The 25,535-nt window shown below is 52.2% G+C and carries 24 protein-coding genes; 20 read left to right on the top strand and 4 right to left on the bottom strand.

Annotated elements, in window-relative coordinates; translation table 11 throughout:
- Positions 1–4: 4 nt before the first annotated feature.
- Positions 5–799 carry a YdcF family protein gene (locus SAR116_RS09335; RefSeq protein WP_013046685.1) on the bottom strand — a complete coding sequence of 265 codons (795 nt, stop codon included), beginning with the start codon at positions 797–799 and terminating at the stop codon, positions 5–7.
- Between the two features lie 207 nt (positions 800–1,006).
- Here SAR116_RS09335 and ffh point away from each other — a divergent pair, with 207 nt between their 5' ends.
- The 9 genes from ffh (at position 1,007) to SAR116_RS09380 (ending at position 9,300) form a co-directional block, all read left to right on the top strand.
- The gene (gene ffh / locus SAR116_RS09340; protein WP_041861370.1) at positions 1,007–2,512 is read left to right on the top strand and encodes a signal recognition particle protein; all 1,506 of its coding nucleotides are present in this window, start codon (positions 1,007–1,009) and stop codon (positions 2,510–2,512) included.
- A 62-nt stretch (positions 2,513–2,574) separates the two neighbouring features.
- Positions 2,575–3,180, top strand: a complete 606-nt coding sequence (gene rpsP / locus SAR116_RS09345) for a 30S ribosomal protein S16 (RefSeq protein WP_013046687.1) — start codon at positions 2,575–2,577, stop codon at positions 3,178–3,180.
- Positions 3,180–3,752: a ribosome maturation factor RimM gene (gene rimM / locus SAR116_RS09350; protein ID WP_013046688.1), complete on the top strand. Its 573-nt coding sequence runs from the start codon at positions 3,180–3,182 to the stop codon at positions 3,750–3,752. Before rpsP ends, rimM begins: the two co-directional genes overlap by 1 nt.
- Positions 3,752–4,486, top strand: a complete 735-nt coding sequence (gene trmD / locus SAR116_RS09355) for a tRNA (guanosine(37)-N1)-methyltransferase TrmD (protein ID WP_013046689.1) — start codon at positions 3,752–3,754, stop codon at positions 4,484–4,486. Before rimM ends, trmD begins: the two co-directional genes overlap by 1 nt.
- Positions 4,487–4,559: 73 nt before the next feature.
- Entirely contained in the window at positions 4,560–4,940 is a 381-nt protein-coding gene (gene rplS, locus SAR116_RS09360; RefSeq protein WP_013046690.1) for a 50S ribosomal protein L19, read from the top strand.
- Between the two features lie 54 nt (positions 4,941–4,994).
- A complete protein-coding gene (leuC, locus tag SAR116_RS09365) occupies positions 4,995–6,404 on the top strand; it encodes a 3-isopropylmalate dehydratase large subunit (protein WP_013046691.1) in 1,410 nt (469 codons plus the stop codon).
- A gap of 13 nt (positions 6,405–6,417) precedes the next feature.
- The gene (leuD, locus tag SAR116_RS09370; protein ID WP_013046692.1) at positions 6,418–7,023 is read left to right on the top strand and encodes a 3-isopropylmalate dehydratase small subunit; all 606 of its coding nucleotides are present in this window, start codon (positions 6,418–6,420) and stop codon (positions 7,021–7,023) included.
- A 57-nt stretch (positions 7,024–7,080) separates the two neighbouring features.
- Complete coding sequence (gene leuB, locus SAR116_RS09375; RefSeq protein WP_013046693.1) at positions 7,081–8,193, top strand: 3-isopropylmalate dehydrogenase; 1,113 nt, start codon at positions 7,081–7,083, stop codon at positions 8,191–8,193.
- A gap of 72 nt (positions 8,194–8,265) precedes the next feature.
- On the top strand, positions 8,266–9,300 hold the full coding sequence (locus SAR116_RS09380; protein WP_013046694.1) for an aspartate-semialdehyde dehydrogenase: 1,035 nt from the start codon (positions 8,266–8,268) through the stop codon (positions 9,298–9,300).
- Between the two features lie 67 nt (positions 9,301–9,367).
- Here SAR116_RS09380 and pdxY read toward each other — a convergent pair whose 3' ends face one another.
- A complete protein-coding gene (gene pdxY / locus SAR116_RS09385) occupies positions 9,368–10,183 on the bottom strand; it encodes a pyridoxal kinase (RefSeq protein WP_013046695.1) in 816 nt (271 codons plus the stop codon).
- A gap of 147 nt (positions 10,184–10,330) precedes the next feature.
- On the opposite strand from pdxY, the gene sdhC reads away from it, so the two are divergent.
- The 11 genes from sdhC (at position 10,331) to lpdA (ending at position 23,911) form a co-directional block, all read left to right on the top strand.
- On the top strand, positions 10,331–10,702 hold the full coding sequence (gene sdhC, locus SAR116_RS09390; RefSeq protein WP_013046696.1) for a succinate dehydrogenase, cytochrome b556 subunit: 372 nt from the start codon (positions 10,331–10,333) through the stop codon (positions 10,700–10,702).
- Between the two features lie 14 nt (positions 10,703–10,716).
- Entirely contained in the window at positions 10,717–11,082 is a 366-nt protein-coding gene (sdhD, locus tag SAR116_RS09395; RefSeq protein ID WP_013046697.1) for a succinate dehydrogenase, hydrophobic membrane anchor protein, read from the top strand.
- Between the two features lie 18 nt (positions 11,083–11,100).
- Complete coding sequence (sdhA, locus tag SAR116_RS09400) at positions 11,101–12,891, top strand: succinate dehydrogenase flavoprotein subunit (protein WP_013046698.1); 1,791 nt, start codon at positions 11,101–11,103, stop codon at positions 12,889–12,891.
- 11 nt (positions 12,892–12,902) lie between these two features.
- Positions 12,903–13,679 (top strand): succinate dehydrogenase iron-sulfur subunit, encoded by a 777-nt coding sequence (gene sdhB / locus SAR116_RS09405; RefSeq protein ID WP_013046699.1) that lies wholly within the window; start codon positions 12,903–12,905, stop codon positions 13,677–13,679.
- 36 nt (positions 13,680–13,715) lie between these two features.
- Positions 13,716–14,909: a cell division protein ZapE gene (zapE, locus tag SAR116_RS09410; protein WP_148212288.1), complete on the top strand. Its 1,194-nt coding sequence runs from the start codon at positions 13,716–13,718 to the stop codon at positions 14,907–14,909.
- Positions 14,910–15,066: 157 nt separating this feature from the next.
- Complete coding sequence (gene mdh / locus SAR116_RS09415) at positions 15,067–16,014, top strand: malate dehydrogenase (RefSeq protein ID WP_013046701.1); 948 nt, start codon at positions 15,067–15,069, stop codon at positions 16,012–16,014.
- Between the two features lie 73 nt (positions 16,015–16,087).
- Positions 16,088–17,248, top strand: coding sequence for an ADP-forming succinate--CoA ligase subunit beta (gene sucC / locus SAR116_RS09420; protein ID WP_013046702.1), 1,161 nt, complete (start codon positions 16,088–16,090; stop codon positions 17,246–17,248).
- 10 nt (positions 17,249–17,258) lie between these two features.
- The gene (gene sucD, locus SAR116_RS09425) at positions 17,259–18,143 is read left to right on the top strand and encodes a succinate--CoA ligase subunit alpha (protein ID WP_041861374.1); all 885 of its coding nucleotides are present in this window, start codon (positions 17,259–17,261) and stop codon (positions 18,141–18,143) included.
- A 65-nt stretch (positions 18,144–18,208) separates the two neighbouring features.
- The gene (locus SAR116_RS09430; RefSeq protein ID WP_013046704.1) at positions 18,209–21,142 is read left to right on the top strand and encodes a 2-oxoglutarate dehydrogenase E1 component; all 2,934 of its coding nucleotides are present in this window, start codon (positions 18,209–18,211) and stop codon (positions 21,140–21,142) included.
- 60 nt (positions 21,143–21,202) lie between these two features.
- On the top strand, positions 21,203–22,456 hold the full coding sequence (odhB, locus tag SAR116_RS09435; protein WP_013046705.1) for a 2-oxoglutarate dehydrogenase complex dihydrolipoyllysine-residue succinyltransferase: 1,254 nt from the start codon (positions 21,203–21,205) through the stop codon (positions 22,454–22,456).
- Between the two features lie 45 nt (positions 22,457–22,501).
- Positions 22,502–23,911, top strand: coding sequence for a dihydrolipoyl dehydrogenase (gene lpdA / locus SAR116_RS09440; protein WP_013046706.1), 1,410 nt, complete (start codon positions 22,502–22,504; stop codon positions 23,909–23,911).
- Positions 23,912–23,939: 28 nt separating this feature from the next.
- Here lpdA and SAR116_RS09445 read toward each other — a convergent pair whose 3' ends face one another.
- A complete protein-coding gene (locus SAR116_RS09445) occupies positions 23,940–24,839 on the bottom strand; it encodes a tyrosine recombinase XerC (protein ID WP_013046707.1) in 900 nt (299 codons plus the stop codon).
- Positions 24,836–25,531, bottom strand: coding sequence for a DUF484 family protein (locus SAR116_RS09450; RefSeq protein WP_013046708.1), 696 nt, complete (start codon positions 25,529–25,531; stop codon positions 24,836–24,838). Before SAR116_RS09450 ends, SAR116_RS09445 begins: the two co-directional genes overlap by 4 nt.
- Between the last annotated feature and the right edge of the window lie 4 nt (positions 25,532–25,535).

Below are 25,535 nucleotides of genomic sequence, written 5' to 3' on the forward strand. Positions count from 1 at the left end.
GTGTCTATTTCGGAATAAAGGCATCAGTCTTGCCGCTTAGCCAATAGGCAAATAGGCCGGCATATTCATGAAATACGATCGTCATTGTGTGCAGGCCGCGTGGCAAATTCCAGATGTAGGGGAAGCCGCTTGGCAAGGTCTGGTAATCAACCGGATAGGGGATTACCCCACCCCATCCGGCGTTTCTGAAACTGCCTACCGCCCGCGGCATATGTGATGCCGATGTCACCAGAACCCAGAATGATCCGGGCTGTGGGGATAGCACAGTTTCGCTATATAGTGCATTTTCATAAGTGTTACGGCTGGTGCTCTCGAACAGAATGTTTGGCGATTCGGCCATGCCCAGTTCATCAAGCAGACGTTTTATGGTCTGGGTTTCGGACCAGCCTTTTGGCATCAGTTCACCGGAAAAGCCACTAAACAGGATTGGCAGATCGGGGAATTGGCGATGCAGATGAAGTGCGGTTGTAAAGCGTTCGGCGGCAGCGCTTAATTGCGGCTGACCTCTGCCTTCGGAAATCTCACCATTGCCTGTATGGCCGCCCAGAATGATGATGCCATCAAGTGGACGACCTTCAAGGATCGGAACATCAAAGCGGTTTTCAAGAAATTGCAGCGGGATATGTGATAGCGGTATAAAGCCGTATAATAGGGGTAAAATCACCGCCACTATGGTGAACATCCGCGCCCAGCGCCGGTTTTTGAACAGGCGGCATAGTAGCGCTGCCAGCAATAGCAAAAAGGGCTGGATGACAGGCTGGATAAAAATCTTGAGGATTGTCGATAATATGAAAAACATAGAACAGCTTGACAAATTTGCCAGTTTGGCGCAATAGACATGCACATCCGGCCATCGCCGACTATCAGACCTTAGCGGGTTCCACACGTCCTTGAAGTTTTCGAGCACGGGTGCCGAATGCTTTTATGGCGCGTTCATGTAATCGCTGGTCTGCTGGGCATATGGTTTGTGGCTTTGGAACGGATTGATAAGTGGATTTGGAATGTCATGTTTGAGAATCTGAAGGACAAATTAGCTGGCGTATTTGACGGTCTTGCCAAGCGCGGTGCGCTTCGCGAAGGCGATGTTGATGCGGCCTTGCGCGAAGTTCGTCTGGCCTTGCTTGACGCCGATGTTGCCTTGCCTGTTGTCAAAACCTTTATCGAAAAGGTGCGTGAAGGCGCGGTTGGCGTCGAAGTTCTGAAATCGGTTCGTCCAGATCAACAGGTTATCAAGCTGGTTAATGATGCGCTTATTGATGCGCTTGGTGGTGATCCAGCTCCTTTGATGACAGGCACAAACCCACCGTCAGTTATTCTGATGGCAGGTCTGCAAGGTTCGGGTAAAACCACGACTGCCGGTAAATTGGCGCGGCGTCTGCGTGAACGCGACCGCAAAAAAGTCATGGTGGCGTCGCTTGACGTGACACGTCCGGCCGCGCGTGAACAATTACGGCTTCTGGGTGAACAGGCCGAAGCCGGTATCCTGCCCGAACTTGATGGCGAGTCGCCAGTCCAGATTGCCAAGCGCGCTTTACAGTCGGCAAAATTGCAGGCCTATGACGTGCTTATTCTGGATACGGCAGGCCGTATCAGTGTCGATGAAGCGCTGATGGCCGAATTGCGCGATGTCCGCGCCGCGACCAATCCACATGAAGTGTTGCTGGTTGCCGATGCCATGACAGGTCAGGATGCGGTAACAACAGCTTCGGCATTTAATGATGCGGTAGGTGTTACCGGAATTGTGCTGACGCGTCTTGATGGTGATGCGCGTGGTGGTGCGGCGCTATCGATGCGGCAGATTACCGGCTGTCCGATCAAATTTGTCGGTATTGGCGAAAAGCAGGATGCGCTCGAAGAATTTGATCCGGCGCGTCTGGCTGGCCGTATTCTTGACATGGGTGATGTGGTTGCGCTGGTTGAAAAGGCTGCCGAAAGCATCGAGGCCGAAGAAGCCGAACGTCTGGCCCGGCGTATGGCCAAAGGCCAGTTCGACATGAATGATTTTCTTAGCCAGATTCGTCAGCTCCAGAAAATGGGTGGACTTGGCGGTATCATGAGCATGTTGCCAGGTATTGGTAAAATGCAAAAACAGATCGCCGCTGCCGGTGTCGATGACAATATGATCAAGCGGCAGGAAGCGATTATCCTGTCGATGACCAAAAAGGAACGTATTTCGGTGGGCTTGCTGAACGCATCACGCCGGAAACGTATCGCGTCCGGATCTGGCACATCAGTGCAGGATGTAAACCGTCTGGTAAAGCAATATCAGGATATGGCGCGGATGATGAAAAAGCTTGGCGGCAAAGGTGGCGCGTCTGCCATGAAAGCCCTGCTTGGCGGCGGTGGCCCCTTTGGCGGCGGCGGCATGGGCGGTGCTATGGGAGGTGGCAACATGCCTGACCTGGGTGCACTCGCTAAAGGATTGGGAGGTAAAATGCCCGGTGGATTATCAGGGGGGTTGCCTGGCGGTTTGCCCGGACTGGGTAGCAAGCCTCCTGAAGATAAGAAATAGTCTTGGGATCAAATGGTCTCGTTTAACCACATTATTTACTAAGCCTGTGAGAGGAAAAATTCATGGCATTGAAAATCAGACTTGCACGTGGTGGTGCAAAAAAACGTCCATTTTACCGTATCGTTGTTGCCGAGGCAGCGTCGCCACGTGATGGTCGTTATGTTGAGCGCGTTGGCACCTATAACCCAATGGTGCCCAAGGATCATGAACAGCGTGTGACCCTGAATAACGAACGCATTTCATTCTGGATGAGCAAAGGTGCCCAGCCAACCGAACGTGTTCAAAAGATGCTGGCATCTGCTGGTTTAACCGCGGCTGTTGAAATGCGCGATCAGCCCAAGAAATCTGCACCAGGTCAAAAGCGTCTTGATCGTGAAGCCGAAGCCGCTGCCAATGCAGAAGCTGCTGCCGAAGCCGAAGCTGCCGAAAAAGCGGCGGCTGCCGAAACTGCTGCGGCTGAAGCTGCTGCGGCTGCCGAAGCCCCAGCTGAAGAGGCTGTTGCCGAAGAAGCCCCAGCTGAAGAGGCTGTTGCCGAAGAAGCCCCAGCCGAGGACGCTGTTGCTGAAGCCCCAGCCGAGGACGCTGTTGCTGAAGCCCCAGCCGAGGACGCTGTTGCCGAAGACGCTCCTGCAGAAGAGGCCGCTGAAGAGGATAAGGCTGAGGGGTAATGCCACAGGCGCGTCCACAGCAAAAGGGCCGGATTTCGGTTGCCGCGATCACTGGCAGTCATGGTGTGCGTGGCAATGTGAAGATCAAACCCTTTACCGAAACACCCGAATCATTGGGACGTTTTGATAAGGTCTATCTTGAGGATGGCCAGCAGGTCGCGCTGAAAATTCTGTCGTTTGGCAGTAAAGGTGTGGTGTTGGCACGGCTTGGCAAGGTTGAAAGCCGTGACGCGTCGGATGCATTGCGCGGTCAGCATTTATATGTTGACCGGGCGGCGTTACCGGATCTGGCAGATGATGAGATATATCATGCCGATCTGTTGGGGCTGGACGCGGTTCTGGAGGATGACAGCCTGCTTGGGCGCATTGATGCTATCCATGATTTTGGCGCTGGCAATGTGGTTGAAATCATACCACCACAAGGTTCAAGCATCATGTTGCCCTTCAGTGGATCGGCGCTGGTTAGGGTTGAACTGGATAAGCGACGTGTGATTCTGGCGCCTCCTGATGGGTTGCTTGACGGTGCCGAAGATGAAGCCGAAGATGGCGAGGCTGAGAAGGAAAATAACTGATGTCGGGAAACGAAATATCCGGGACAAAGTGGCAAGCGACAATCTTGACGCTGTTTCCAGATATGTTTCCAGGCCCTCTTGGACATTCTTTAGCAGGAAAATCGCTAAATGAAGGCATCTGGGGGCTAAAAACGCTGGACATTCGCGACTTTGCGCGCGATAAGCACCGGACTGTGGACGACACGCCTTTGGGTGGTGGTCTTGGTATGGTGTTAAAGCCAGATGTTGTTGATGCGGCCTTGCAGGCGGTAGCGGCAACGGCGGGACCGAGAATTTATCTGTCTCCGCGTGGCAAAATGCTGGATCAGGCGATGGTGCGTGATCTGGCGGCACAGCCCGGTGCGGTGTTTCTATGCGGCCGTTATGAAGGCGTCGATCAACGTGTTATCGATGCCCATGCGATGCAAGAAGTCAGTATCGGGGATTATATTTTGTCAGGTGGCGAAGTGGCCGCGCTGACAGTGATTGACGCAGTGGTGCGTCTGTTGCCTGGGGTTATGGGCAAAGCAGAAGGGCACCATGATGAAAGTTTTGAGACCGGGTTGCTGGAGCATTCGCATTTTACGCAACCTCGAGTCTGGAATGGCATCGAAGCACCAGAGATTCTGGGTTCGGGTCATCACCGCAGAATTGCCGAATGGCGGTTGGCGGAGGCAAAGAAAGAGACGCAGACGCGACGACCAGATTTGTGGAAACGCTATTTGGAGTTGCAAAGCAAGAGTAGTAAAGAGTAATGAAGCCTCACCTTTGAAGGTATGTCTTTGATGGCAAAGACGATGGCGTTAAATTGATAAGGGGAAACGACCGATGAATATCTTGGATCGTATTGGCAAAAAACAAATGGAAAAAGTGCTAGAGCAGCGCGAAATTCCCGAATTTGCACCTGGTGACACCGTCCGTGTTGACGTGAAAGTCATCGAGGGTAGCCGCGAGCGTATTCAGGCGTTTGAAGGCGTATGTATTGCGCGTAAAAGCGATGGTGTTGCCTCGTCCTTTACCATTCGCAAGCTGTCATATGGCGAAGGTGTCGAGCGTGTATTCCCGCTTTATGCCCCACAAGTCGCAGGCGTAACGGTTGTTCGTCGTGGCCGTGTGCGTCGTGCTAAGCTATATTATCTACGTGGACGTACTGGTAAAGCGGCGCGTATTGCTGAAAAAACAACCTATCGCGAGGCGTCTTCTTCCTGATTGGCTTGTCCGGTACGGGAAAACTCCTCGCCGGCAACCTATAAGGAACAAGACATGTCGGCTCCAAAAACGTTATTTGATAAAATCTGGGATGCGCATGTCGTGCATCAACAGGATGATGGCACGTGCCTGATTTATATTGACCGGCATCTTGTGCATGAAGTGACCAGCCCGCAAGCCTTTGAAGGTCTGCGCAATAATGGCCGCACTGTGCGTGCGCCGAATCGTACGCTGGCGGTTGCTGATCATAATATTCCGACCACCGATCGTTCCGAAGGCATTGCTGATGAGGAATCGCGGATTCAGGTGGAAGCGCTTGAGTCGAACGCGGCGGAATTCGGTGTTCCCTATTTTGGTATGAATGATATCCGTCAGGGTATCGTGCATGTCATTGGTCCCGAACAGGGCTTTACCCAGCCCGGCATGACCATTGTATGTGGTGACTCGCATACGGCAACGCATGGTGCTTTCGGGGCGCTGGCCTTTGGTATCGGCACCTCCGAGGTTGAGCATGTGCTGGCCACCCAGACATTGATCCAGAAGCCGGCGAAAAATATGCGAATCACGGTTGATGGCACGCTTGGTGCCGGTGTTACCGCCAAGGATGTTATCCTAGCCATTATCGGTAAATTGGGAACGGCTGGCGGAACCGGACATGTGATCGAATTCGCCGGATCGGTTATCCGTGGCCTGTCAATGGAAGGCCGGATGACGGTATGTAATATGGCTATCGAAGCAGGTGCCCGTGCCGGCATGATTGCGCCTGATGAAGCGACGTTTGACTATATCGCGGGCAAGCCAATGGCCCCGAAAGGTGACCTGTGGGACAAGGCTGTTGCCTATTGGCGCACTTTGCCATCGGATGAAGGCGCCCGCTATGATACCGAATTGGTGCTGGCTGCCGAAGATATTGGCCCGACAGTAACTTGGGGCACAAGCCCGGAAGATGCCTTGCCGATTGCTGGTGTCGTGCCCGATCCCGACGCCGAAAGTGACGCATCAAAGCGTGCGAAGATCGAACGCGCCATTGAATATATGGGACTGACAGCCGGACAGAAGCTGACGGAAATCAAAGTTGATACGGTGTTCATCGGTTCATGCACGAATAGCCGCATCGAAGATTTACGCGCTGCGGCACGCATTGCCGATGGGAGGGTTATTGCCGATGGCATGCGCGCCTTGGTTGTGCCGGGATCAGGGCTGGTCAAGGAACAGGCCGAAGCCGAAGGTCTGGACAAGATTTTTCAGGCGGCAGGTTTCGAATGGCGCGAACCAGGCTGTTCGATGTGTCTGGCGATGAATGCCGACAAACTGGCCGATGGCGAACGTTGTGCATCAACGTCAAACCGTAATTTTGAAGGCCGCCAGGGTCGTGGTGGACGGACGCATCTGGTGAGTCCAGAAATGGCTGTTGCGGCAGCGGTTACTGGCTATCTGACCGATGTCCGTGACATGGAAAGCTAGGGGAGACGAGCCAATGCAAAAATTTGACACACTGACCGGAATTGCGGCACCGCTTAATATTCTGAATGTCGATACCGATATGATTATCCCGAAGCAGTTTCTGAAAACGATCAAGCGGTCAGGTTTGGGCGTTAATCTTTTTGACGAGATGCGCTATACGCTGGACGGTGACGAGATCAGCGATTTTGTGCTGAATAAAGCGCCTTACCGTAATGCTGAAATTCTGGTGGCCGGTGATAATTTCGGCTGTGGTTCCAGCCGCGAACATGCGCCATGGGCATTGCTTGATTTTGGCATTCGCTGTGTGATTTCGACCAGCTTTGCCGATATCTTTTACAATAACTGTTTCAAGAATGGCGTGCTGCCAATCGTGGTTAGCGCTGACCAGCGCGACGCGCTGATGGCCGATGCATCGGATGTCGAAAATCCGGAATTGTCGGTTGATCTGGTGGAACAGACAATCAAACGCCCGAATGGGGTGACGATTGATTTCGATATCGATCCGTTTCGTAAGACATGCCTGCTGGAAGGGCTGGATGATATTGGCCTGACGCTGGAAAAAAGCAGCGCCATTGACAGTTATGAAAGTGAACGGCAAGCCAATCAACCTTGGTTGTAGATTAGGCTTGGCGTTTCGTCAGGCTAGACGCCACCATATGTAGCAAGAGGAAATATTATGGCATCTAATCGCAAAGTAATGGTGCTTCCGGGTGATGGTATCGGCCGTGAAGTGATGCAGGCCAATATGAAAATCATCGACTGGCTGGCGAAATATCGCTCGCTGGGCTTTGATCTATCCGAAGGCCTTGTTGGTGGTGCGGCCTATGATGCGCATGGCACTCCGCTGACCGATGAGACGCTGGCTGATTCAATGAGCGCTGATGCGGTGCTGTTTGGTGCTGTTGGTGGTCCGCAATATGACGATCTGGCATTCGAGTTGAAGCCCGAGCGCGGCTTGCTTCGGTTGCGCAAAGAGATGGATCTGTATGCGAATCTGCGTCCGGCGATTGTGTTTCCGGCTCTGGTTGATGCGTCATCGCTGAAACCCGATCTGGTATCAGGCCTTGATATCATGATTCTGCGCGAATTATGTGGCGGTTCGTATTTCGCCGAGCCACGCGGCATTGATGTGCGCGAAGATGGTAGCAAGCTTGGCTATGACACCAATGCCTATTCAACGCCGGAAATTGAACGTATTGGCCGTGTTGGCTTTGATCTGGCGCGCAAGCGTAATGGCCGTCTGACCTCGGTTGAAAAATCCAATGTCATGCATTCGGGCGTGCTATGGCGTGAAGTGATGATAAGATTGCATGGCGAAGAAGGTGAAGGTGTCGAGCTGTCGCATATGTATGCCGATAATTGCGCGATGCAGTTGGTACGCGCGCCAAAGCAGTTTGACGTGATCGTGACGGATAATCTGTTTGGCGATCTGTTGTCTGATTGTGCGGCGATGCTGACCGGTTCGCTAGGTATGTTGCCATCTGCATCGCTTGGCGATATTGATCCAGATACAGGCATTCCTGCGGCGATGTATGAGCCTGTGCATGGGTCAGCCCCAGATATTGCGGGTAAAGGCCTTGCCAATCCGCTAGCACAGTTCATGAGTTTTTCAATGATGCTACGGTACAGTTTTGGTCAGGCCGAAGAAGCCGATCTGCTGGAACAGGCGGTTAGCGATGCGCTGGCAGTCAAACGCACAGGCGATATCATGACGCCCGGTTGTGAACAGACTGGCACCGATGGCATGACCGCCGCGGTGATTGACGCCATGGATCGTCTAGCACGTTAATTGCTATATAATTTGACCTGAATTTGTCTGGCTTTGTCAAAGCCGGATTCGAGATATTAAGAGGATTTTGATATGGGATATAGAGTTGCCGTCGTTGGCGCCACTGGTGCTGTTGGACGTGAAATGCTGCAAACCCTTGCCGAGCGTAATTTCCCCGCCGACAAGGTCTATGCACTGGCATCGTCAAAATCGGTTGGCCGCGAATTGTCCTATGGTGAAGATGACATTGTGACAGTCGAAGCGCTGGATAAATTTGATTTTAGCACAGCTGATATCGCGCTGTTTTCGGCAGGTGGTGATACGTCAAAGGCCTATGCGCCAAAAGCAGGTGAAGCTGGTTGTATCGTGATTGATAATTCGTCAGCTTTTCGTATGGATGACGATGTGCCACTGATCGTGCCGGAGGTTAATCCCGACGCCATTGAAGGCACAACGGTAGCCAAGGGTGGCCGTAATATCATTGCCAATCCGAATTGTTCGACAGCACAGCTTGTGGTGGCGTTAAAGCCGCTACATGACGCATTTGGCGTGCGCCGTGTTGTGGTCTCAACCTATCAGGCAGTGTCAGGTGCCGGCCGTCCCGCAATGGATGAACTGTTCAATCAGACCAAGGGTATTTTTGTGAATGACGCGGTAAAACCCGAATTATTCACCAAGCAGATTGCCTTTAATGCAATTCCGCATATTGATGTGTTCATGGATGATGGCTTTACCAAAGAAGAATGGAAAATGAACGCCGAAACCAAGAAAATCTTGGATCCGTCAATTGATCTGGTCGCGCATTGCGTGCGGATTCCGGTCTTTATCGGCCATAGTGAAGCGGTCTTTATCGAAACCGACAAGCCGATCAGCGATAAATCGGCTCGGACGCTGTTGCGGGATGCACCGGGTGTGGTGGTGATTGATCATCGGGCCAATGAAGGCTATGTCACACCGCATGAAGCGGCTGGCGAAGATGCTGTTTATATCAGCCGGATCCGCAGTGATCCGACAGTCAAAAACGGCCTTGTTTTCTGGTGCGTTTCAGACAATCTGCGCAAAGGCGCAGCGTTGAATTCGGTGCAGATTGCCGAACTGGCTATCGAGCGCGGCATTTCCGGTCGCTAGGAAAACCCCGAACAGATGGTTCATCTGTGACGACGCATTTGGTCTATATAAATAAAGAGTATATCATCTAGCTGGTGGTTCTAAACAGATCCAGATTTTCCAGCAGTGCCAGCTCTTTTGGGTTGGGGCTTCGGGCAATCACGGCCTGGGCAAGATGGCTGGCGCGCGCGGTGGCATCGCTAAGAGGCACGCCCTGAACCAGCCCACCAGCCAGTAAGGATGTGAACAGATCACCACTGCCAGATATGCCAGCTAACCGTTTCTTATGTTGCCAGCTTTTATGGACTGAGCGCGTGATCAGAATGTCATGCACAAGATCATCATCATTGGTTATGCCAGTTGCGATAACGGCTGTCAGCCTCGCTTGCGATGCCAGCAGATGTTGTCCCGCCTTGATGGCGCTGTCACTGCCAGCAACGGGCATGCCTGATAGATAGGTAAGCTCGAACTGATTCGGGGTGATGATATCGGCCAGCGGTAGCAGCTGGTCAATCATCCGGTCAGCCAATGACTGATCGATATATAATGTATCGGCATCGCCTAGCACCAGATCACAGATATAGGTACCACTGGCCCCGGCAGCGCGCCAGTTGCTAATCAAGCTGGCGATATGGGCAATCTGATCGGCATGGCCAAGATAACCGCTGATGACAGCATCGATATCAGGGATAATATCGAGCGTCACCAGTCCATTCAGAATCGCGGCGATATGATCGGCTGGCGTCGCCTGACCGGCAAAGATACCATAACCTGGATGCGCGGCCAGCATGACGGTGTTTACGGCAAGCGGGTGAATGCCCATACTGGTCAGAACGGGCGTGGCAACACTATTGCCTACAAACCCATAGGTGACAGACGATTGAATTGATAAAATGCGCTTCATGAAGTGATCCTAGCGCTCATGATTGATCTAATGGCTACTTTATTTTGGATATGGTGTGAACTAATTCATTATGTCTATCGCTTTATAATTGACTAAAATAGGTGGGAAAACATATACCATCATAATTCCTAGTTAATGAGGCCTTTTATGTCAAAGCCGCGTCCCCTGTCGCCGCATTTACAAATCTATAAACCGCAGATGACATCGGTCTTGTCGATTTGTCACCGGGCTACAGGCGTTGTGCTGGCAACAGGAACCGGATTGGTGTGCCTGTGGCTGATCGCGCTGGCGCTTGGCGAAGACAGTTTTGCGCTGGCGACCATGATTATCCAGCATCCTTTGGGTCAATTTGTCCTATTCGGTTATTCGGCGGTTTTATTTTATCATGCTTGCAATGGCATTCGTCACCTGGCCTGGGATATGGGATATGGTCTGGAGATTCCGCAGGTATATGCGACTGGCCGTATTGTGCTTGCCGCGACGGTCATTCTGACTGGCATTTTCTGGTTTCTAGTGTAGGGCGAACCATAGCAATGGTAAAAAATTCAGACAAAACAATGCCAAGACCACGGGTTTCCGGATTGTCGCATTGGCGCTGGCAACGGATGAGCGCTGTCGCTGTTTTGATGTTGATGGCCTATTTTGTGTTTGTTGTGACACGGATTGGCACTTTGGATTATGCAGCGGCGCGCGCCTTTTTAGCAACGCCCTATCAGGCATTGGCGCTGGCATTGCTGGTTGTGATCGGGGTGTTTCATGGCACTTTGGGCGCCCATGTCGTTATTGAGGATTACGTACCCGTGAAATCTGGACGTCATGCTCTTATATTAACAGTGAGTATCATAATGGCGATTATTGCGGGGGCGAGTTTAATAGCGATTGCGTCAGTAGCCTTTTAGAAATGGGAAGCTATCTATATGCCTGATTATGAAATTGAAGATCATTATTACGATGTTGTTGTTGTTGGTGCCGGTGGTGCCGGATTGCGCGCTACGCTTGGGATGGCAACCGCTGGCCTAAAGACCGCCTGTATCAGTAAAGTGTTTCCGACGCGCTCGCATACAGTCGCGGCGCAAGGTGGTATCGGTGCGGCGCTTGATAATATGGGCGAAGGCGATAACTGGAAATATCACATGTATGATACGGTCAAAGGGTCGGACTGGCTTGGTGATCAGGATGCGATTGAATATATGTGCCGCAATGCCGCGCCTGCGGTGATCGAATTAGAGCATTATGGGGTACCGTTTTCACGTACCGAAGACGGTAATATCTATCAGCGTCCCTTTGGTGGTCATACGCTTGATTATGGAAAGAATATGGCGCGTCGTGCCTGTTCGGCAGCAGACCGTACCGGCCATGCTATTCTGCATACACTATATCAGCAATGTCTCAAGCATCAGGCGGCCTTTCACATCGAATATTTTGTGCTTGATCTGCTGATGAATGACGAAGGCGAATGTGCGGGCGTGATTGCTTTATGTATGGAAGATGGCAGTCTGCATCGGTTCTGGGGTCAGCAGACAGTGCTGGCAACAGGTGGTTATGGCCGCGTTTATTTCTCTTGTACGTCAGCGCATACATGCACCGGTGATGGCAATGCGATGGCACTGCGCGCCGGATTACCGCTACAGGATATGGAATTTGTCCAGTTTCACCCAACCGGTGTTTATGGTGCCGGTGTGCTTATTACCGAAGGTGCACGCGGCGAAGGTGGCTATCTGACCAATTCGGAAGGCGAACGTTTCATGGAGCGCTTTGCGCCGAATGCCAAGGATCTGGCAAGCCGTGATGTGGTAAGCCGGGCGATGACGATCGAGATCAATGAAGGGCGCGGTGTTGGCCCGAATAAAGACCATATCATGCTACATCTTGAGCATATCGATCCTGAAACATTGAATATGCGTCTGCCAGGTATCATGGAAACCGCGAAGATTTTCTGCGGTGTCGATATCACCAAAGAGCCGATACCGGTTCTGCCAACTGTGCATTATAATATGGGTGGTATTCCAACCAATTATAATGGCGAGGTTCTGGCCCCAACAGCCGATGATGAAAATCACGTCGTACCAGGTTTGATGGCTATTGGCGAAGCAGCCTGTGTTTCAGTGCATGGCGCCAATCGTCTAGGTACAAACTCACTGCTTGATATCATTGTGTTTGGCCGTGCCGCCGCAAAGCGCGCTGCCGAAACCATTACCCCCGGTGATGCGCCCCGCACGGCGCCGCAATCGGCAACTGACAAAGCGATTGCCCGCCTCGACAAGATGCGGCATGCCGATGGCGATGTGACCGCGGCCAGTATCCGGCTGGAAATGCAGCATGCCATGCAACGGCATGCGGCGGTGTTTCGTTCCAGCGAATCGCTGGCCGACGGGGTTGAGCGTATGGATGGTATCGCTGCGAAGATGGCCAAGATAGGCGTCAAGGACAAGTCGCTGATCTGGAACACCGATCTGATAGAGGCGCTGGAACTTGACAATCTCATAGGGCAGGCACTCGTGACCATCCGTTCGGCCGATCAACGGCAGGAATCACGCGGTGCACATGCTCATGAAGATTGGCCAGAGCGCGATGACGATAACTGGATGAAACATACGATTATGCGTCTTGACGAGCGCAATAAATCGGATCTGAGCTATCGTGGTGTCGTGATGAACACTTTGAGTAATGATGTGGCGCCAATTCCCCCTGCGCCGCGCGTATATTAGAGGCGTGATTGATGGCTGAATTTACCCTGCCTGCACATTCGAAAATAACCAAGGGCGAGGCCTATAAGGCGCCAGCTGATTCGAGTCGTGTCAAAACCTTTCAGATTTATCGCTGGTCGCCAGATGATGACCGCAATCCACGCATCGATAGCTTTGATATCGATCTGGATGATTGTGGGCCGATGGTGCTGGACGCGCTGATCAAGATCAAAAGTGAACATGATAGTAGCCTGACATTCCGGCGTTCATGCCGTGAAGGTATCTGTGGCTCATGTTCGATGAATATTGATGGCACCAATACTCTGGCCTGTCTGAAAAGTATCGATGATGTCAAAGATGATGTGAAAATCTATCCGCTACCGCATATGCCGGTGGTCAAGGATCTGGTACCGGATCTCAGCAATGCCTATCGGCAGTTGGCGTCAATCGAACCCTGGTTGAAAACCGACAAGACAGCCAGTGCAGATGGTGAACGCAAACAGTCTCAGGATGACCGCGAAAAGCTGGATGGTCTGTGGGAATGCGTGCTGTGCTTTAGCTGTTCGACAGCCTGTCCAAGCTATTGGTGGAATAGTGATGAATATCTGGGGCCAGCTGTTCTGTTGCAGGCCTATCGCTGGATTTCGGATAGCCGTGATGATTACAAGAAAGAACGCCTTGATGCGCTGGATGACAGCTTTGCTCTCTATCGGTGCCATACGATCATGAATTGTGCAAAGACCTGTCCGAAAGGTCTTAATCCCGGCAAGGCGATTGCCGGAATCAAAGGGGAAATGGCACGTCGGTAATGTCTGTACCGGTTTGCCGGTGACAGATATATCAATGTGACCATAACGGTGATGGCCGAGGTCAAACAACAACAGCATAGTCAGGCCATGCCCAGCAATATGGGGGTTTTGCCAAGCGTGGCATTGGATGCGCTGGTGGGCAAAGGCGATCTGCGTTTTGATGCCGGTCAGGCGGATGCGGCGCGGGCGCTGGATGATCTTGTTAGCCGGATTTCGTCATTTCAGACACCAAATCTGGGCCGCCGTCTTATGGGCCTATTTGACAAAACAACGCCAGTCATGCGTGGTCTTTATATTCATGGCGGTGTTGGGCGCGGTAAAACCATGCTGATGGATATGTTCTTTGATGCGCTTGATGTCGAAACCGACAGCACGTCGGGCGCGGCGGTGATGGGTAAATGGCGTCTGCATTTTCATGATTTCATGGTGCTGGCGCAGGATCTGATACACGCGGCACGTAAAACCAATCCGGATGCGCCGATAGAAGCGGTTGCCGATCAGCTGATCGCCCGCGGCAAAATTATCTGTTTTGACGAAATGGAAATACGCGATATTGCCGATGCGATGATTCTGGCGCGGTTATTTACCGCCCTGTTTGATCGTGGGGCGATTGTTGTTACCACCTCAAACCGGCATGCCGATGAACTGTATAAGAATGGTCTGCATCGTGACCGGTTTCTGCCGTTTATCGCTTTGCTGAAACAGCGTTGCGAGATGCTGGAAATCGGTGCTGGCACCGATTGGCGTGGTGCGCTTCTGGCTGGATTGCCAGCCTGGTTTCATCCCAATAATGAACGCGCGCGCGCGGCGCTGAATACATCTTTTGCGCAGGTCAGCGGGCATATGACGCCGCATGAAGAAATCGTGCGGGTTGCTGGCCGTGATATCGTGCTTGAGACCACCGCCGGTGATGTGGCGATGGTCAGTTTTGACGAACTTTGCGACAGGCCGTTGGCGGCGCGCGACTATCTGGCCATTGCAGGCCGCTTTACCGGCATTGTGATGCATGATGTGCCAGCTTTTACCGTCGATAATGAACATCTAGCACGTCGTTTTATGTGGTTGATCGATGCGCTATATGACCGTGGTCGCTTTTTTCTGGCCTCGTCTGCATTGGCGGTGGATAAGCTGTATAGCGGTGAAAAATGGCAATTTGAGTTTGCGCGAACACAGTCGCGACTTCGCGAAATGGCAGGTCGTGGCAAAAGCCATATTCCCGCTTCGGATTAACTTGGTTAGGTAGATAAACGATTGAACAAAAACACCGGATTAGGCTTGTGCAGGACATTATAATTCGGTAAACCCTCGCATATATCTGGTGATCGCCAAGCTTTGCACATTTGCGCTGGTGATTCGGTAAATACGCTCTGGAAATGGATGATACATCATGGCACGTAATAAAATCTCGTTAGTTGGTGCAGGCAATATTGGCGGTACGCTCGCGTTGCTGGCCGGATTAAAGGAGCTTGGCGATGTTATGCTGTTTGACATTGCCGAAGGTATGCCGCAGGGCAAGGCTCTTGATATCGCCCAGGCGAGCCCGATTGAAGGCTTTAACGCCAATGTAACAGGTTCAAATGATTATGCGGCATTGGCTGGAAGCGATGTTGTCATTGTCACCGCTGGTGTTGCCCGCAAGCCGGGCATGAGCCGTGACGATCTGATCGGGATTAATACGAATGTCATGAATCAGGTTGGCGCTGGCATCAAGGAGAATTGTCCAGATGCCTTCGTGATCTGTATTACCAACCCGCTTGATGTGATGGTCGGGGTGCTGCAAAAAGCATCGGGTCTGCCAACGTCAAAAATTGTCGGTATGGCCGGGGTTCTTGACTCGGCACGTTTCCGTTATTTTCTGGCTGAAGAATTTGCCGTGTCGGTCGAAGATGTCACAGCTTTCGTTCTGGGTGGCCATGGCGATACGATGGTGCCATTGGTGCGTTATTCGGCAGTTGCGGGTATTCCGGTGCCCGATCTTATCAAGATGGGCTGGTCAAGCGCCGAGAAGATTGACGAGATCGTTCAGCGCACCCGCGACGGTGGTGCCGAGATTGTCGGCTTGCTGAAAACAGGTTCTGCGTTCTATGCACCAGCTTCATCGGCGATTGAAATGGCGGATGCTTATTTGAAAGACAAAAAGCGTCTGTTGCCATGTGCTGCTTATGTTGATGGTGCCTATGGTCTGGACGGGCTGTATGTTGGTGTGCCGGTTATTCTGGGTGCCGGTGGTGTCGAGCGTATCGTTGAAATCGAATTGAATGAAGATGAACAGGCCATGTTTGACCGTTCAGTGTCCGCGGTACGGGCGCTAAACGAAATTGTGGCGAAACTCTAAGTGAAAAGGCGGGGCAAGTTCCCGCCCTTTTTTTTGAGTGTCCGAAATTAGGTCTTAATTAGGGATGTAAAAAATGAATATTCATGAACATCAGGCAAAACAGCTTCTTGGTGGTTTTGGTGTGCCAGTGCCACGTGGCAATGCGGTATTTTCCGTTGATGATGCCGTTAGTGCAGCAACTGAGCTTGGCGGTCCTGTCTATGTCGTTAAGGCGCAGATCCATGCTGGTGGGCGGGGCAAGGCCGGCGGCGTCAAAGTTGTAAAATCTGTCGATGCTGTCCGCGATGCGGCTGATGACATTCTGGGCAAGGTTCTGGTGACGCATCAGACTGGCCCCGAAGGTCGCGAAGTACGTCGGCTTTATGTTGAAGATGGCTGTGATATTGCCAGTGAATTATATATTTCCCTGCTGGTTGACCGCGCGAGTAGCCGCGTGACAATTATCGCATCAAGCGAAGGCGGCATGGATATCGAAGAGGTTGCCGCGAACCAGCCGGACAAGATTATTTCACTTGGCATCGATCCGGCAACAGGCTTGCAGCCGCATCATGTACGTCGCATTGCCCGTGTGCTGGGTCTTGAAGGCACAACAGCAAAGCAGTTACCAAGCTTTCTGGCATCACTTTACAAAGCCTTTGGTGATCTTGACGCCAGCCTGATCGAGATTAACCCGCTGGTGGTTACCGGTGCTGGCGATCTGCTGGCGCTTGATGCGAAAATGAGCTTTGACGATAATGCGCTTTACCGGCACAAGGATGTGCAGGAACTGCGTGACCTGACTGAAGAAGATCCAGCCGAAGTCAAAGCCTCCGAATTTGACCTCAACTATATCAAGCTTGATGGCGATATCGGTTGTATGGTCAATGGTGCAGGTCTGGCGATGGCGACGATGGATATCATCCAGCTTCATGGTGCTTCACCAGCCAATTTTCTGGATGTTGGCGGTGGTGCCACAACCGAAAAGGTCACCGAAGCGTTCAAGATCATTCTGACTGACGATAATGTGAAAGGTATTCTGGTGAATATCTTTGGCGGTATCATGCGCTGCGACATCATTGCCGAGGGTGTTGTGATGGCGGCGCGTAATCTGGGGCTGACCAAGCCGCTGGTTGTCCGGCTTGAAGGCACCAACGTAGCCGAAGGCAAAAAAATCATGGCCGAGTCAGGTCTTGATATCATTCCAGCCGATGATCTTGCGGATGCCGCCGCCAAGATTGTTGCAGCTATCAAATAAAGAGGCCGATATGTCAGTTCTTGTAAATAAAGATACACGCGTTATCTGCCAGGGTTTCACCGGAGCCCAGGGTACCTTTCATTCCGAACAGGCGATTGCCTATGGCACAAAGATGGTTGGCGGGGTAACACCCGGTAAAGGGGGGCAGACACATCTTGATCTGCCAGTCTTTAATTCGGTTGTCGAGGCGATGCGCGAAACCGAAGCTAACGCATCGGTTATCTATGTGCCGCCACCTTTTGCTGCGGATTCGATAATGGAAGCCATCGATGCTGGCATGCCCTTGATCGTCTGCATTACCGAAGGCATTCCCGTACTGGATATGGTCAAGGTAAAGCGGGCACTAGATGCCAGCAAAAGCCGCCTTATTGGCCCTAATTGTCCAGGCATCATCACCCCAGGTGAATGCAAAATCGGTATCATGCCAGGTCATATCCATAAACCGGGCAAGGTGGGTATCGTGTCACGTTCGGGCACGCTGACCTATGAAGCTGTGGCTCAGACAACAGCAGCCGGTCTTGGTCAGTCAACCTGTGTTGGCATTGGCGGTGATCCGGTTAATGGCACCAACTTTATCGATTGTCTGGAAATGTTTCTGGCGGATGACCAGACCGAAGCGATCGTGATGATTGGCGAAATTGGTGGTTCGGCCGAAGAAGATGCCGCCGCTTATTATATGGCGCAACCTAACCGGAAGCCGATTGCAGGCTTTATTGCTGGTCAGACAGCGCCTCCGGGGCGCCGGATGGGTCACGCTGGTGCGATTGTATCTGGTGGTAGCGGGGCTGCTGTTGACAAGATTGCGGCGATGGAAACTGCTGGTTTTGTGATGGCATCTTCGCCTGCCGCGCTTGGTGATGCTGTTATGACAGCGATTGGTAACCATTCTTCTTGAATATAAGTGAATAGTTTATACACTATGCCCCATAAACTGTGCCTATAAGCGATGGATAGACAGATATGCGTGATTCGGTAACCCCAAACCGTGACGAAGCCGATCATCAAAATGCTGATTCGCTAGATAGTAGTTTTCTATCTGGTGCCAATGCCACCTTTATTGCAGAAATGAGCGAAGCGTGGCGGCAAAATCCGCGCGGTGTCGATGCGTCATGGGCGCGTTATTTCGAACAGCTTGATGCGCTTGACGAGATTGAAGAAAAGGGGCCAAGCTGGGGCAATGGTTCAAGCCGTGTTGTCGGTGCCATTGATCCGGAGGCATCGATCAAGGCCGTGGCGGCGGCGCATAAGTCGAATGGCAATCTGAATGCCGGCAATATGCGGGCGGCGACGCTGGACTCATTGCGTGCCGTGATGTTGATCCGCGCCTATCGTATCCGCGGGCATCTGCTTGCCCAGCTTGATCCGCTAGCATTGGAAGAGCCGGAATTGCATCCAGAGCTTGATCCTGAAACCTATGGTTTTGGCGAAGATGACTGGGATCGCCCGATTTTCATCAATTATGTGCTGGGTCTGGAAACCGCAACCTTGCGCGAAATTATTGATGTGTTGCGCAAGACCTATTGCGGCACCATTGGCGTCGAATTCATGCATATTCAGGATCCTGCGCAAAAAGCCTGGATTCAGGAACGTATCGAAGCCATCGGCAACCGTACGGATTTCACCATCAAAGGTAAGCAGGCGATTTATGAACGTCTGGTCGATGCCGAAGAATTTGAACGCTATCTGCATAAGAAATATACTGGCACTAAACGTTTTGGCATGGATGGTGCCGAAGCGGTGATTCCGGCTATCGAACAAATTCTCAAGCGTGGCAACCAGCTTGGCCTTGGCGAAGCTGTTATCGGCATGGCGCATCGTGGCCGTCTGAATGTTCTGCATAATGTGCTGAGCAAGCCGTTTCGGGCGATCATTTCCGAATTTCTGGGCAATCCGGCAAATCCCGAAGATGTGGGTGGGTCGGGTGATGTGAAATATCACATGGGTGCATCGGCTGATCGCGTGTTCGATAATAGCCCGGTGCATCTGAGTCTGGCACCAAACCCATCACATCTGGAAATTGTTGATCCGGTTGTTGTTGGGCGGGTGCGGGCCAAACAGCAACAGCGTGATGACCATGACCGTACCGAAGTGCTGGGCATTCTTTTGCATGGTGATGCGGCCTTTGCCGGACAGGGCGTTGTTGGTGAAACCTTTGCCTTTTCGGATCTGCGTGGCTATCGCACCGGGGGCACGATCCATATCATTGTCAATAACCAGATCGGCTTTACCACCAGCCCGTCCTATTCACGTTCATCGCCATATCCGACTGATGTTGCTAAAATGGTGATGGCACCGATTTTTCATGTCAATGGTGATGATCCCGAAGCGGTTGTGCATACAGCACGGATCGCGATTGAATTCCGGCAGGCTTTCAATACCGACGTTGTTATTGATATGTTCTGCTATCGCCGCTTTGGCCATAATGAAGGAGATGAACCAGCCTTTACCCAGCCGCTTATGTATAAGGCGATTGGGCAGCATCCCTCGACACGTGATATCTATGCCCAGAAGCTGATAAGTGAAGGCGTGTTTGACAAAGCTGGTGCGCAAAAGGTCATTGATGACCGCATCAAGCATCTGGATGAAGAGTTTGAGGCTGGCACAAGCTATCGCCCGAATAAAGCCGATTGGCTTGAGGGTATGTGGTCTGGTATGCGCACGGCGCATGGCGATGTTCGCCGCGGCGAAACCGCTGTTGATATCGATGTGTTGCGCAAGCTTGGCGTCGATATGAACAAGGTTCCGGATCATATGCGGATCAATTCGAAATTGACGCGGATTCTGAAAGCGCGTGCTGACAATATCGAAAAAGGGTCTGGCATTGACTGGTCAACTGCCGAGCTTCTGGCCTTTGGTACCTTGATGCTGGAAGGCAATCCGGTGCGCCTATCCGGTCAGGATTCCTGCCGTGGTACTTTCAGCCAACGCCATTCAGTGCTGGTTGATCAGGATACCGAAGAACGCTTTGCGCCGCTGGCGTATTTGGCCGATGACCAGGCCCCGTTTGAAGTGATTGACTCACCATTATCCGAAGCCTCGGTGATGGGCTTTGAATATGGGTTTTCACAAGCCGAACCCAATGCGCTGGTCATGTGGGAAGCGCAGTTTGGTGATTTTGCCAATGGCGCGCAGGTTGTGGTTGATCAGTTCATTTCATCAGGCGAGGCCAAATGGCTACGGATGAGTGCGTTGGTTCTGTTGTTGCCGCATGGCTATGAAGGTCAGGGCCCAGAACATTCATCAGCGCGTCTTGAGCGCTATCTGCAACTATGTGCCGAGGATAATATGCAGGTGGTCAATTGCACGACACCGGCGAATTATTTTCATGTTCTGCGCCGCCAACTGAAACGTGATTTCCGCAAGCCGTTAGTGGTGATGACGCCAAAATCATTATTGCGTCATAAGGCCTGTGTGTCGGATTTGGCCGAAATGGCAAGTGGCACAAGTTTCCACCGTGTTCTTGATGAGCGTGATACCAAGGTCAAGCATGGTAAAGTCAAGCGGATCGTGATGTGTAGCGGCAAAGTCTATTATGATCTGGCCGCCGCCCGTGATGAAGCCAAGGCATGGGATATAGAAATTCTACGTCTGGAACAGCTATATCCGTTCCCGACAAAAGCCGTGATAGAAGCCTTGGAGGCTGTGCCAAACGCCAAGATCATATGGTGTCAGGAAGAACCCAAAAATATGGGTGGCTGGACATTCGTTCGTGATTTCATCGAAGAGGCGATGGAACAGGCTGGATCAAAGCAAAGCCGCCCGATCTATGCTGGACGTGCCGCTGCTGCGTCACCAGCGACAGGTAGCCTGTCACGACATAAGCTGGAACAGCAGACGCTAGTCGATGACGCACTTGGTTTTGATAAGCAAAGCGGCAGGGCCGCCGCAGAGTAAGTGAAGTGGCATCGTGTTGATGCCGATGCATATCCAATGCACCAAAGGAGGGTGCTTGTAATGGCAACCGATATTATTGTCCCGACTCTAGGCGAATCTGTTAGCGACGCAACGATTGCACGCTGGATCAAAAAAGCAGGTGATACGGTAGCCGCCGACGAACCCGTAGTTGAACTGGAGACCGATAAGGTGACGCTGGAAGTGCCCTCGCCTGTAGCTGGCAAGCTAAGCGAATTGGTCGTGGCTGAAGGTGATACGGTCGAAGTTGGCGCTGTATTGGCACGCGTTGAAGCCGGCAAAGGCGCACGCGCTGCCGCAGATAAAGCTGAGCCGGCAAAAGCCGAGCAAGCCAAGGCACCGGAAGCTAAAGCCGAAGCCATACCGGCAGATAAAGTCCCGACCGCATCCAAGGCCGATGCGCATCCGTTGTCGCCAGCCGTACGCCGCCTTGTTGAGGAAAATAATCTGAACCCGGCCAGCATTGTTGGTACGGGTGTTGATGGCCGTCTGACAAAAGCCGATGTGCTGGCGGCGATGAAAGCGCCAACGGCACCAACGGCACCAGCACAAGTAGCAAGCCAGACACCACGGCAAACACCGCGCGAGATTGATGCGGCGCGTGAAGAGCGTGTGCCGATGTCGAAATTGCGGCGGGTGATCGCAGGGCGTCTGAAAGAAGCACAGAATAACGCGGCGATGCTGACCACATTCAACGAAGTCGATATGACCGAACTTATGGCATTGCGGGCAAGTTACAGAACTGAATTTGAAAATACCCATCAGGTGCGGCTTGGCTTCATGGGTATGTTTGTGCAGGCGTCGGTTATGGCGTTGCGGGAATTTCCGGCGGTCAATGCCGAAATCGACGGTAACGATATCATCTATAAGAACTATTATAATATCGGTGTTGCTGTGGGCACGCCGCAAGGACTTGTGGTGCCAGTCATCAAAGGTGCCGAGGCGATGAATCTGGCTGAGGTTGAACGCACAATCGGTGATTTTGGCATGCGAGCACGTGACGGTAAGATTGCGCCAGACGATATGGCAGGTGGCACCTTTACCATATCGAATGGAGGTGTTTATGGATCTTTGATGTCGACACCAATTCTGAATCCGCCGCAAAGTGGAATATTGGGGATGCATAAAATTGAAAAGCGGGCGGTTGTGGTCGATGATGCCATCGTGATCAGACCAATGATGTATCTGGCGCTATCTTATGACCACCGGATCATTGACGGCCGTGAGGCGGTTTCATTTCTCGCCCGGGTTAAGGATCTGGTTGAGGATCCACGGCGTCTGTTGATTGGTGTTTAAAGGTTCCGATAATCCTGATCACGGGATGTTAGTTAAGGATAGATAATGACCGATAGTAATTTCGATCTGATTGTAATCGGCGCTGGACCAGGTGGCTATGTGGCATCCATTCGTGCCGCCCAGCTGGGCATGAATGTCGCCTGTATCGACCGGCGAGAAACGCTTGGTGGCACCTGTCTGAATGTTGGTTGTATTCCGTCAAAAGCGTTGCTGAACGCGTCAGAACATTATGCCAATGCGGCAGGTGATACGCTGGCTAATCTGGGTATTACGACGGGTGCTGTAAAACTTGATCTGGCTCAGATGATGGCATCAAAAGACAAGATTGTCGGCGATCTGACATCAGGCATCGATTTTCTGTTCAAGAAGAACAAGGTCACACGCCTTGTGGGTACGGCCCGCATTGATGGTGCTGGTGCGGTTACGATTACCTCGGGCAAGGATAAAGGTGCCTATAAAGCCGAGAATATTCTGATCGCGTCAGGTAGTCACCCTTCAAGCTTGCCCGGAATCGATATTGATGAAGACCGTATTGTCAGCTCGACAGGGGCTTTGGCGCTTGCCAAGGTGCCAAAGAAACTGGTTGTGATTGGGGCGGGTTATATCGGGCTGGAACTTGGCACCGTATGGGCGCGCTTGGGTGCCGAGGTTGAGGTGATCGAATTTCTGCCGCGTATCCTGCCAGGCATGGATTCGGAAATTGCCAAAAAATTCATGACCATTGCCAAAAAGCAAGGTCTGTCATTCAAGCTGAAAACGGCGGTAAAATCGGCCAAAGCCAGCAAGACTGGCGTGAGTTTGACGGTCGAACCTGCTGGTGGTGGTGATGCGGAAACAATCAAGGCTGATATCGCGCTGGTTTCTGTTGGACGCCATCCGGCGATTGACGGGCTTGGCGTTGATAAGATCAAGCTGGCGTTAAGCGAACGTGGCCGAATCAAAGTCGACGCCCGTTTTGAAACCAATATTGAAGGCATCTTTGCCATAGGTGACGTGATTGATGGGCCCATGCTGGCGCATAAAGCCGAAGAAGATGGTGTTGCCGCGGTTGAAATGATGGCTGGTAAGGCCGGGCATGTTGATTATGATCTGGTGCCAGGCATTGTCTATACGGCACCTGAAATCGCCACGCTTGGCAAAAGCGAAGATATGCTGAAAGAGGCTGGCATTGCCTATAAGGTTGGCAGTTTTCCATTTTCGGCCAATAGCCGTGCCCGCGCACAAGGGCATAGTGAGGGCTTTGTAAAGATTCTGGCGGATGCCGAAACGGATCGCGTTCTTGGCGTACATATTATCGGCCATGAGGCTGGTACGGTTATCCATGAATGCGCAACGGCAATGGCGTTCGGGGCATCATCCGAAGATATTGCCCGTACCTGTCATGGGCATCCGACGCTTAATGAAGCGGTCAAGGAAGCGGCACTGGCGGTTGATGGCCGCGCGATACATATGTAGTTCTGGCTATGCAAAGACCGGTTTTGATCTAGCGCAATTTGGCGCGTGGATGTGTTTCCTGATGCACTTTGACAAGATGCGCTTCATCAACATGCGTATAGAGTTGCGTTGTTGCCAAGCTGACATGGCCTAGTAACTGTTGTATGGCGCGTAAATCCCCTCCATTACCCAGCAGATGCGTCGCAAAGGCATGCCGCAAAGCGTGCGGCGTTACATGCGCTGGCAGATCAAGTTCGACCCGAAGCGATTCGACAAGTCGCTGTACCGCACGCGCGCCTAATGCGCCGCCGCGGCTGCTGACGAATAAGGGTTTGTCACTATCAAGGGCCAGGGGACACAGATCAATATATTCGTCCACCGCTTGGGCAGCGGCACGCAAAACCGGCACATCACGCATTTTGTTGCCTTTACCCATAATAGATAGCCAGTCGCCAAGTGGCGCGTCCTGACGCCGTAGGGATAATGCTTCGGAAATCCGCAAGCCGGCACCATAAAGCAGCATAAGCACGGCAAAATCACGCGCCTTGATCCAGTCATCGCCCCGACGCGCAAAAATCGCGGCAAGAAGTGCCTGTGCATCATCAACCGACAGGGATTTGGGCACGGTGCGTGGCGGGCGTGGCGCCCGAAGCCAGCTTAAGTCCGGCACATCAAGCAAATTCTGGCGGCTGGCAAAGCGCAAGAAGCTACGCAAGGCAGAGACGCGGCGGGCGATTGTCGTACGTGCCAGATCACGACCAGACATGCTGGCAATCCAACCCCGAAAAACGGTTCTGTTTGGACTGCTGGTCAATTTGTCGGGTTGAGTAGCAAGATAGCTTGTATAATCATCAAGGTCGGTTTCATAGGCGTCGATGGTATTGCGCCCATAGCGTTTTTCTTCGGCCAGCCATGCCAGCCATGCGGCACGATGCGCCGGCGTAATCATGAGCGATTGATCTCATATTCAAGCCGTGCTGCCATGGTCACTGCCAGCATTTCGGCCAGTAATATCAGCAGGTCAGTGCCCAGATTGGGCTGGAAACTGGTTTCGGTCTTGCCGCCAAGTGCCAGTACACAGCGTGACATGGGTTCGGCAAGTTGATCTGGAAGCCGGATAATCGCAACCGATGGCGCGCTCAGCTTTAAACCGGATTTTGCGGCTTCGCTAGGGTGGCCTAGAAACAATGATTGCCCTTCGAGGGCATCATTAATCACCTTGGCAGGCATAACGACGATATCGCTTTGCCTAGCAAATTGCAGCACGCTTTCACGCTCGATGAATAGACGACAAAACCGCAGATCAAAGATCGTCGGAAATTCCTGGGTGATGGCTTCGCACATGCCAGCGATGTCGGTGCTGGCCAGCAAAGCCAGCGTGGCGTGATGAAGACGCTGCCAATTGACCATATTTTCCGAGGCCACATGAAGCAAAGATTCATTCGCCTTGGACAGTCTTTGCGCTTCTTTGCGTGCCCGTGCGGCAATCGCTGGCGTTAAATCAACAATATTGACGCGATCCGGATCACCCGCATCAGCTTTCAGTGCAGACGCATGCTTATCCAGAAAATCCGGATTTTCGCTGAGAAAGCGTAAAACATCTTCGGCGGTGGGTTGATATCCGGATGAATCAGAAGGCATTATT

Origin of the sequence: Candidatus Puniceispirillum marinum IMCC1322 (genome assembly GCF_000024465.1) — a bacterium.
GTDB classification, from domain to species: domain Bacteria; phylum Pseudomonadota; class Alphaproteobacteria; order Puniceispirillales; family Puniceispirillaceae; genus Puniceispirillum; species Puniceispirillum marinum.

Bases quoted from the DNA above. Each gene is read 5' to 3' on its own strand.
- sucD (WP_041861374.1), top strand. From the start codon at position 17,259: ATGTCAGTTCTTGTAAATAAAGATACACGCGTTATCTGCCAGGGTTTC.
- sdhA (WP_013046698.1), top strand. From the start codon at position 11,101: ATGCCTGATTATGAAATTGAAGATCATTATTACGATGTTGTTGTTGTT.
- trmD (WP_013046689.1), top strand. From the start codon at position 3,752: ATGTCGGGAAACGAAATATCCGGGACAAAGTGGCAAGCGACAATCTTG.
- leuD (WP_013046692.1), top strand. From the start codon at position 6,418: ATGCAAAAATTTGACACACTGACCGGAATTGCGGCACCGCTTAATATT.
- sdhD (WP_013046697.1), top strand. From the start codon at position 10,717: ATGGTAAAAAATTCAGACAAAACAATGCCAAGACCACGGGTTTCCGGA.
- SAR116_RS09380 (WP_013046694.1), top strand. From the start codon at position 8,266: ATGGGATATAGAGTTGCCGTCGTTGGCGCCACTGGTGCTGTTGGACGT.
- sdhB (WP_013046699.1), top strand. From the start codon at position 12,903: ATGGCTGAATTTACCCTGCCTGCACATTCGAAAATAACCAAGGGCGAG.
- lpdA (WP_013046706.1), top strand. From the start codon at position 22,502: ATGACCGATAGTAATTTCGATCTGATTGTAATCGGCGCTGGACCAGGT.
- sdhC (WP_013046696.1), top strand. From the start codon at position 10,331: ATGTCAAAGCCGCGTCCCCTGTCGCCGCATTTACAAATCTATAAACCG.
- rpsP (WP_013046687.1), top strand. From the start codon at position 2,575: ATGGCATTGAAAATCAGACTTGCACGTGGTGGTGCAAAAAAACGTCCA.
- SAR116_RS09335 (WP_013046685.1), bottom strand. From the start codon at position 799: ATGTTTTTCATATTATCGACAATCCTCAAGATTTTTATCCAGCCTGTC.
- pdxY (WP_013046695.1), bottom strand. From the start codon at position 10,183: ATGAAGCGCATTTTATCAATTCAATCGTCTGTCACCTATGGGTTTGTA.
- SAR116_RS09445 (WP_013046707.1), bottom strand. From the start codon at position 24,839: ATGATTACGCCGGCGCATCGTGCCGCATGGCTGGCATGGCTGGCCGAA.
- odhB (WP_013046705.1), top strand. From the start codon at position 21,203: ATGGCAACCGATATTATTGTCCCGACTCTAGGCGAATCTGTTAGCGAC.
- mdh (WP_013046701.1), top strand. From the start codon at position 15,067: ATGGCACGTAATAAAATCTCGTTAGTTGGTGCAGGCAATATTGGCGGT.
- rimM (WP_013046688.1), top strand. From the start codon at position 3,180: ATGCCACAGGCGCGTCCACAGCAAAAGGGCCGGATTTCGGTTGCCGCG.
- SAR116_RS09450 (WP_013046708.1), bottom strand. From the start codon at position 25,531: ATGCCTTCTGATTCATCCGGATATCAACCCACCGCCGAAGATGTTTTA.
- leuB (WP_013046693.1), top strand. From the start codon at position 7,081: ATGGCATCTAATCGCAAAGTAATGGTGCTTCCGGGTGATGGTATCGGC.
- leuC (WP_013046691.1), top strand. From the start codon at position 4,995: ATGTCGGCTCCAAAAACGTTATTTGATAAAATCTGGGATGCGCATGTC.
- SAR116_RS09430 (WP_013046704.1), top strand. From the start codon at position 18,209: ATGCGTGATTCGGTAACCCCAAACCGTGACGAAGCCGATCATCAAAAT.
- rplS (WP_013046690.1), top strand. From the start codon at position 4,560: ATGAATATCTTGGATCGTATTGGCAAAAAACAAATGGAAAAAGTGCTA.
- sucC (WP_013046702.1), top strand. From the start codon at position 16,088: ATGAATATTCATGAACATCAGGCAAAACAGCTTCTTGGTGGTTTTGGT.
- ffh (WP_041861370.1), top strand. From the start codon at position 1,007: ATGTTTGAGAATCTGAAGGACAAATTAGCTGGCGTATTTGACGGTCTT.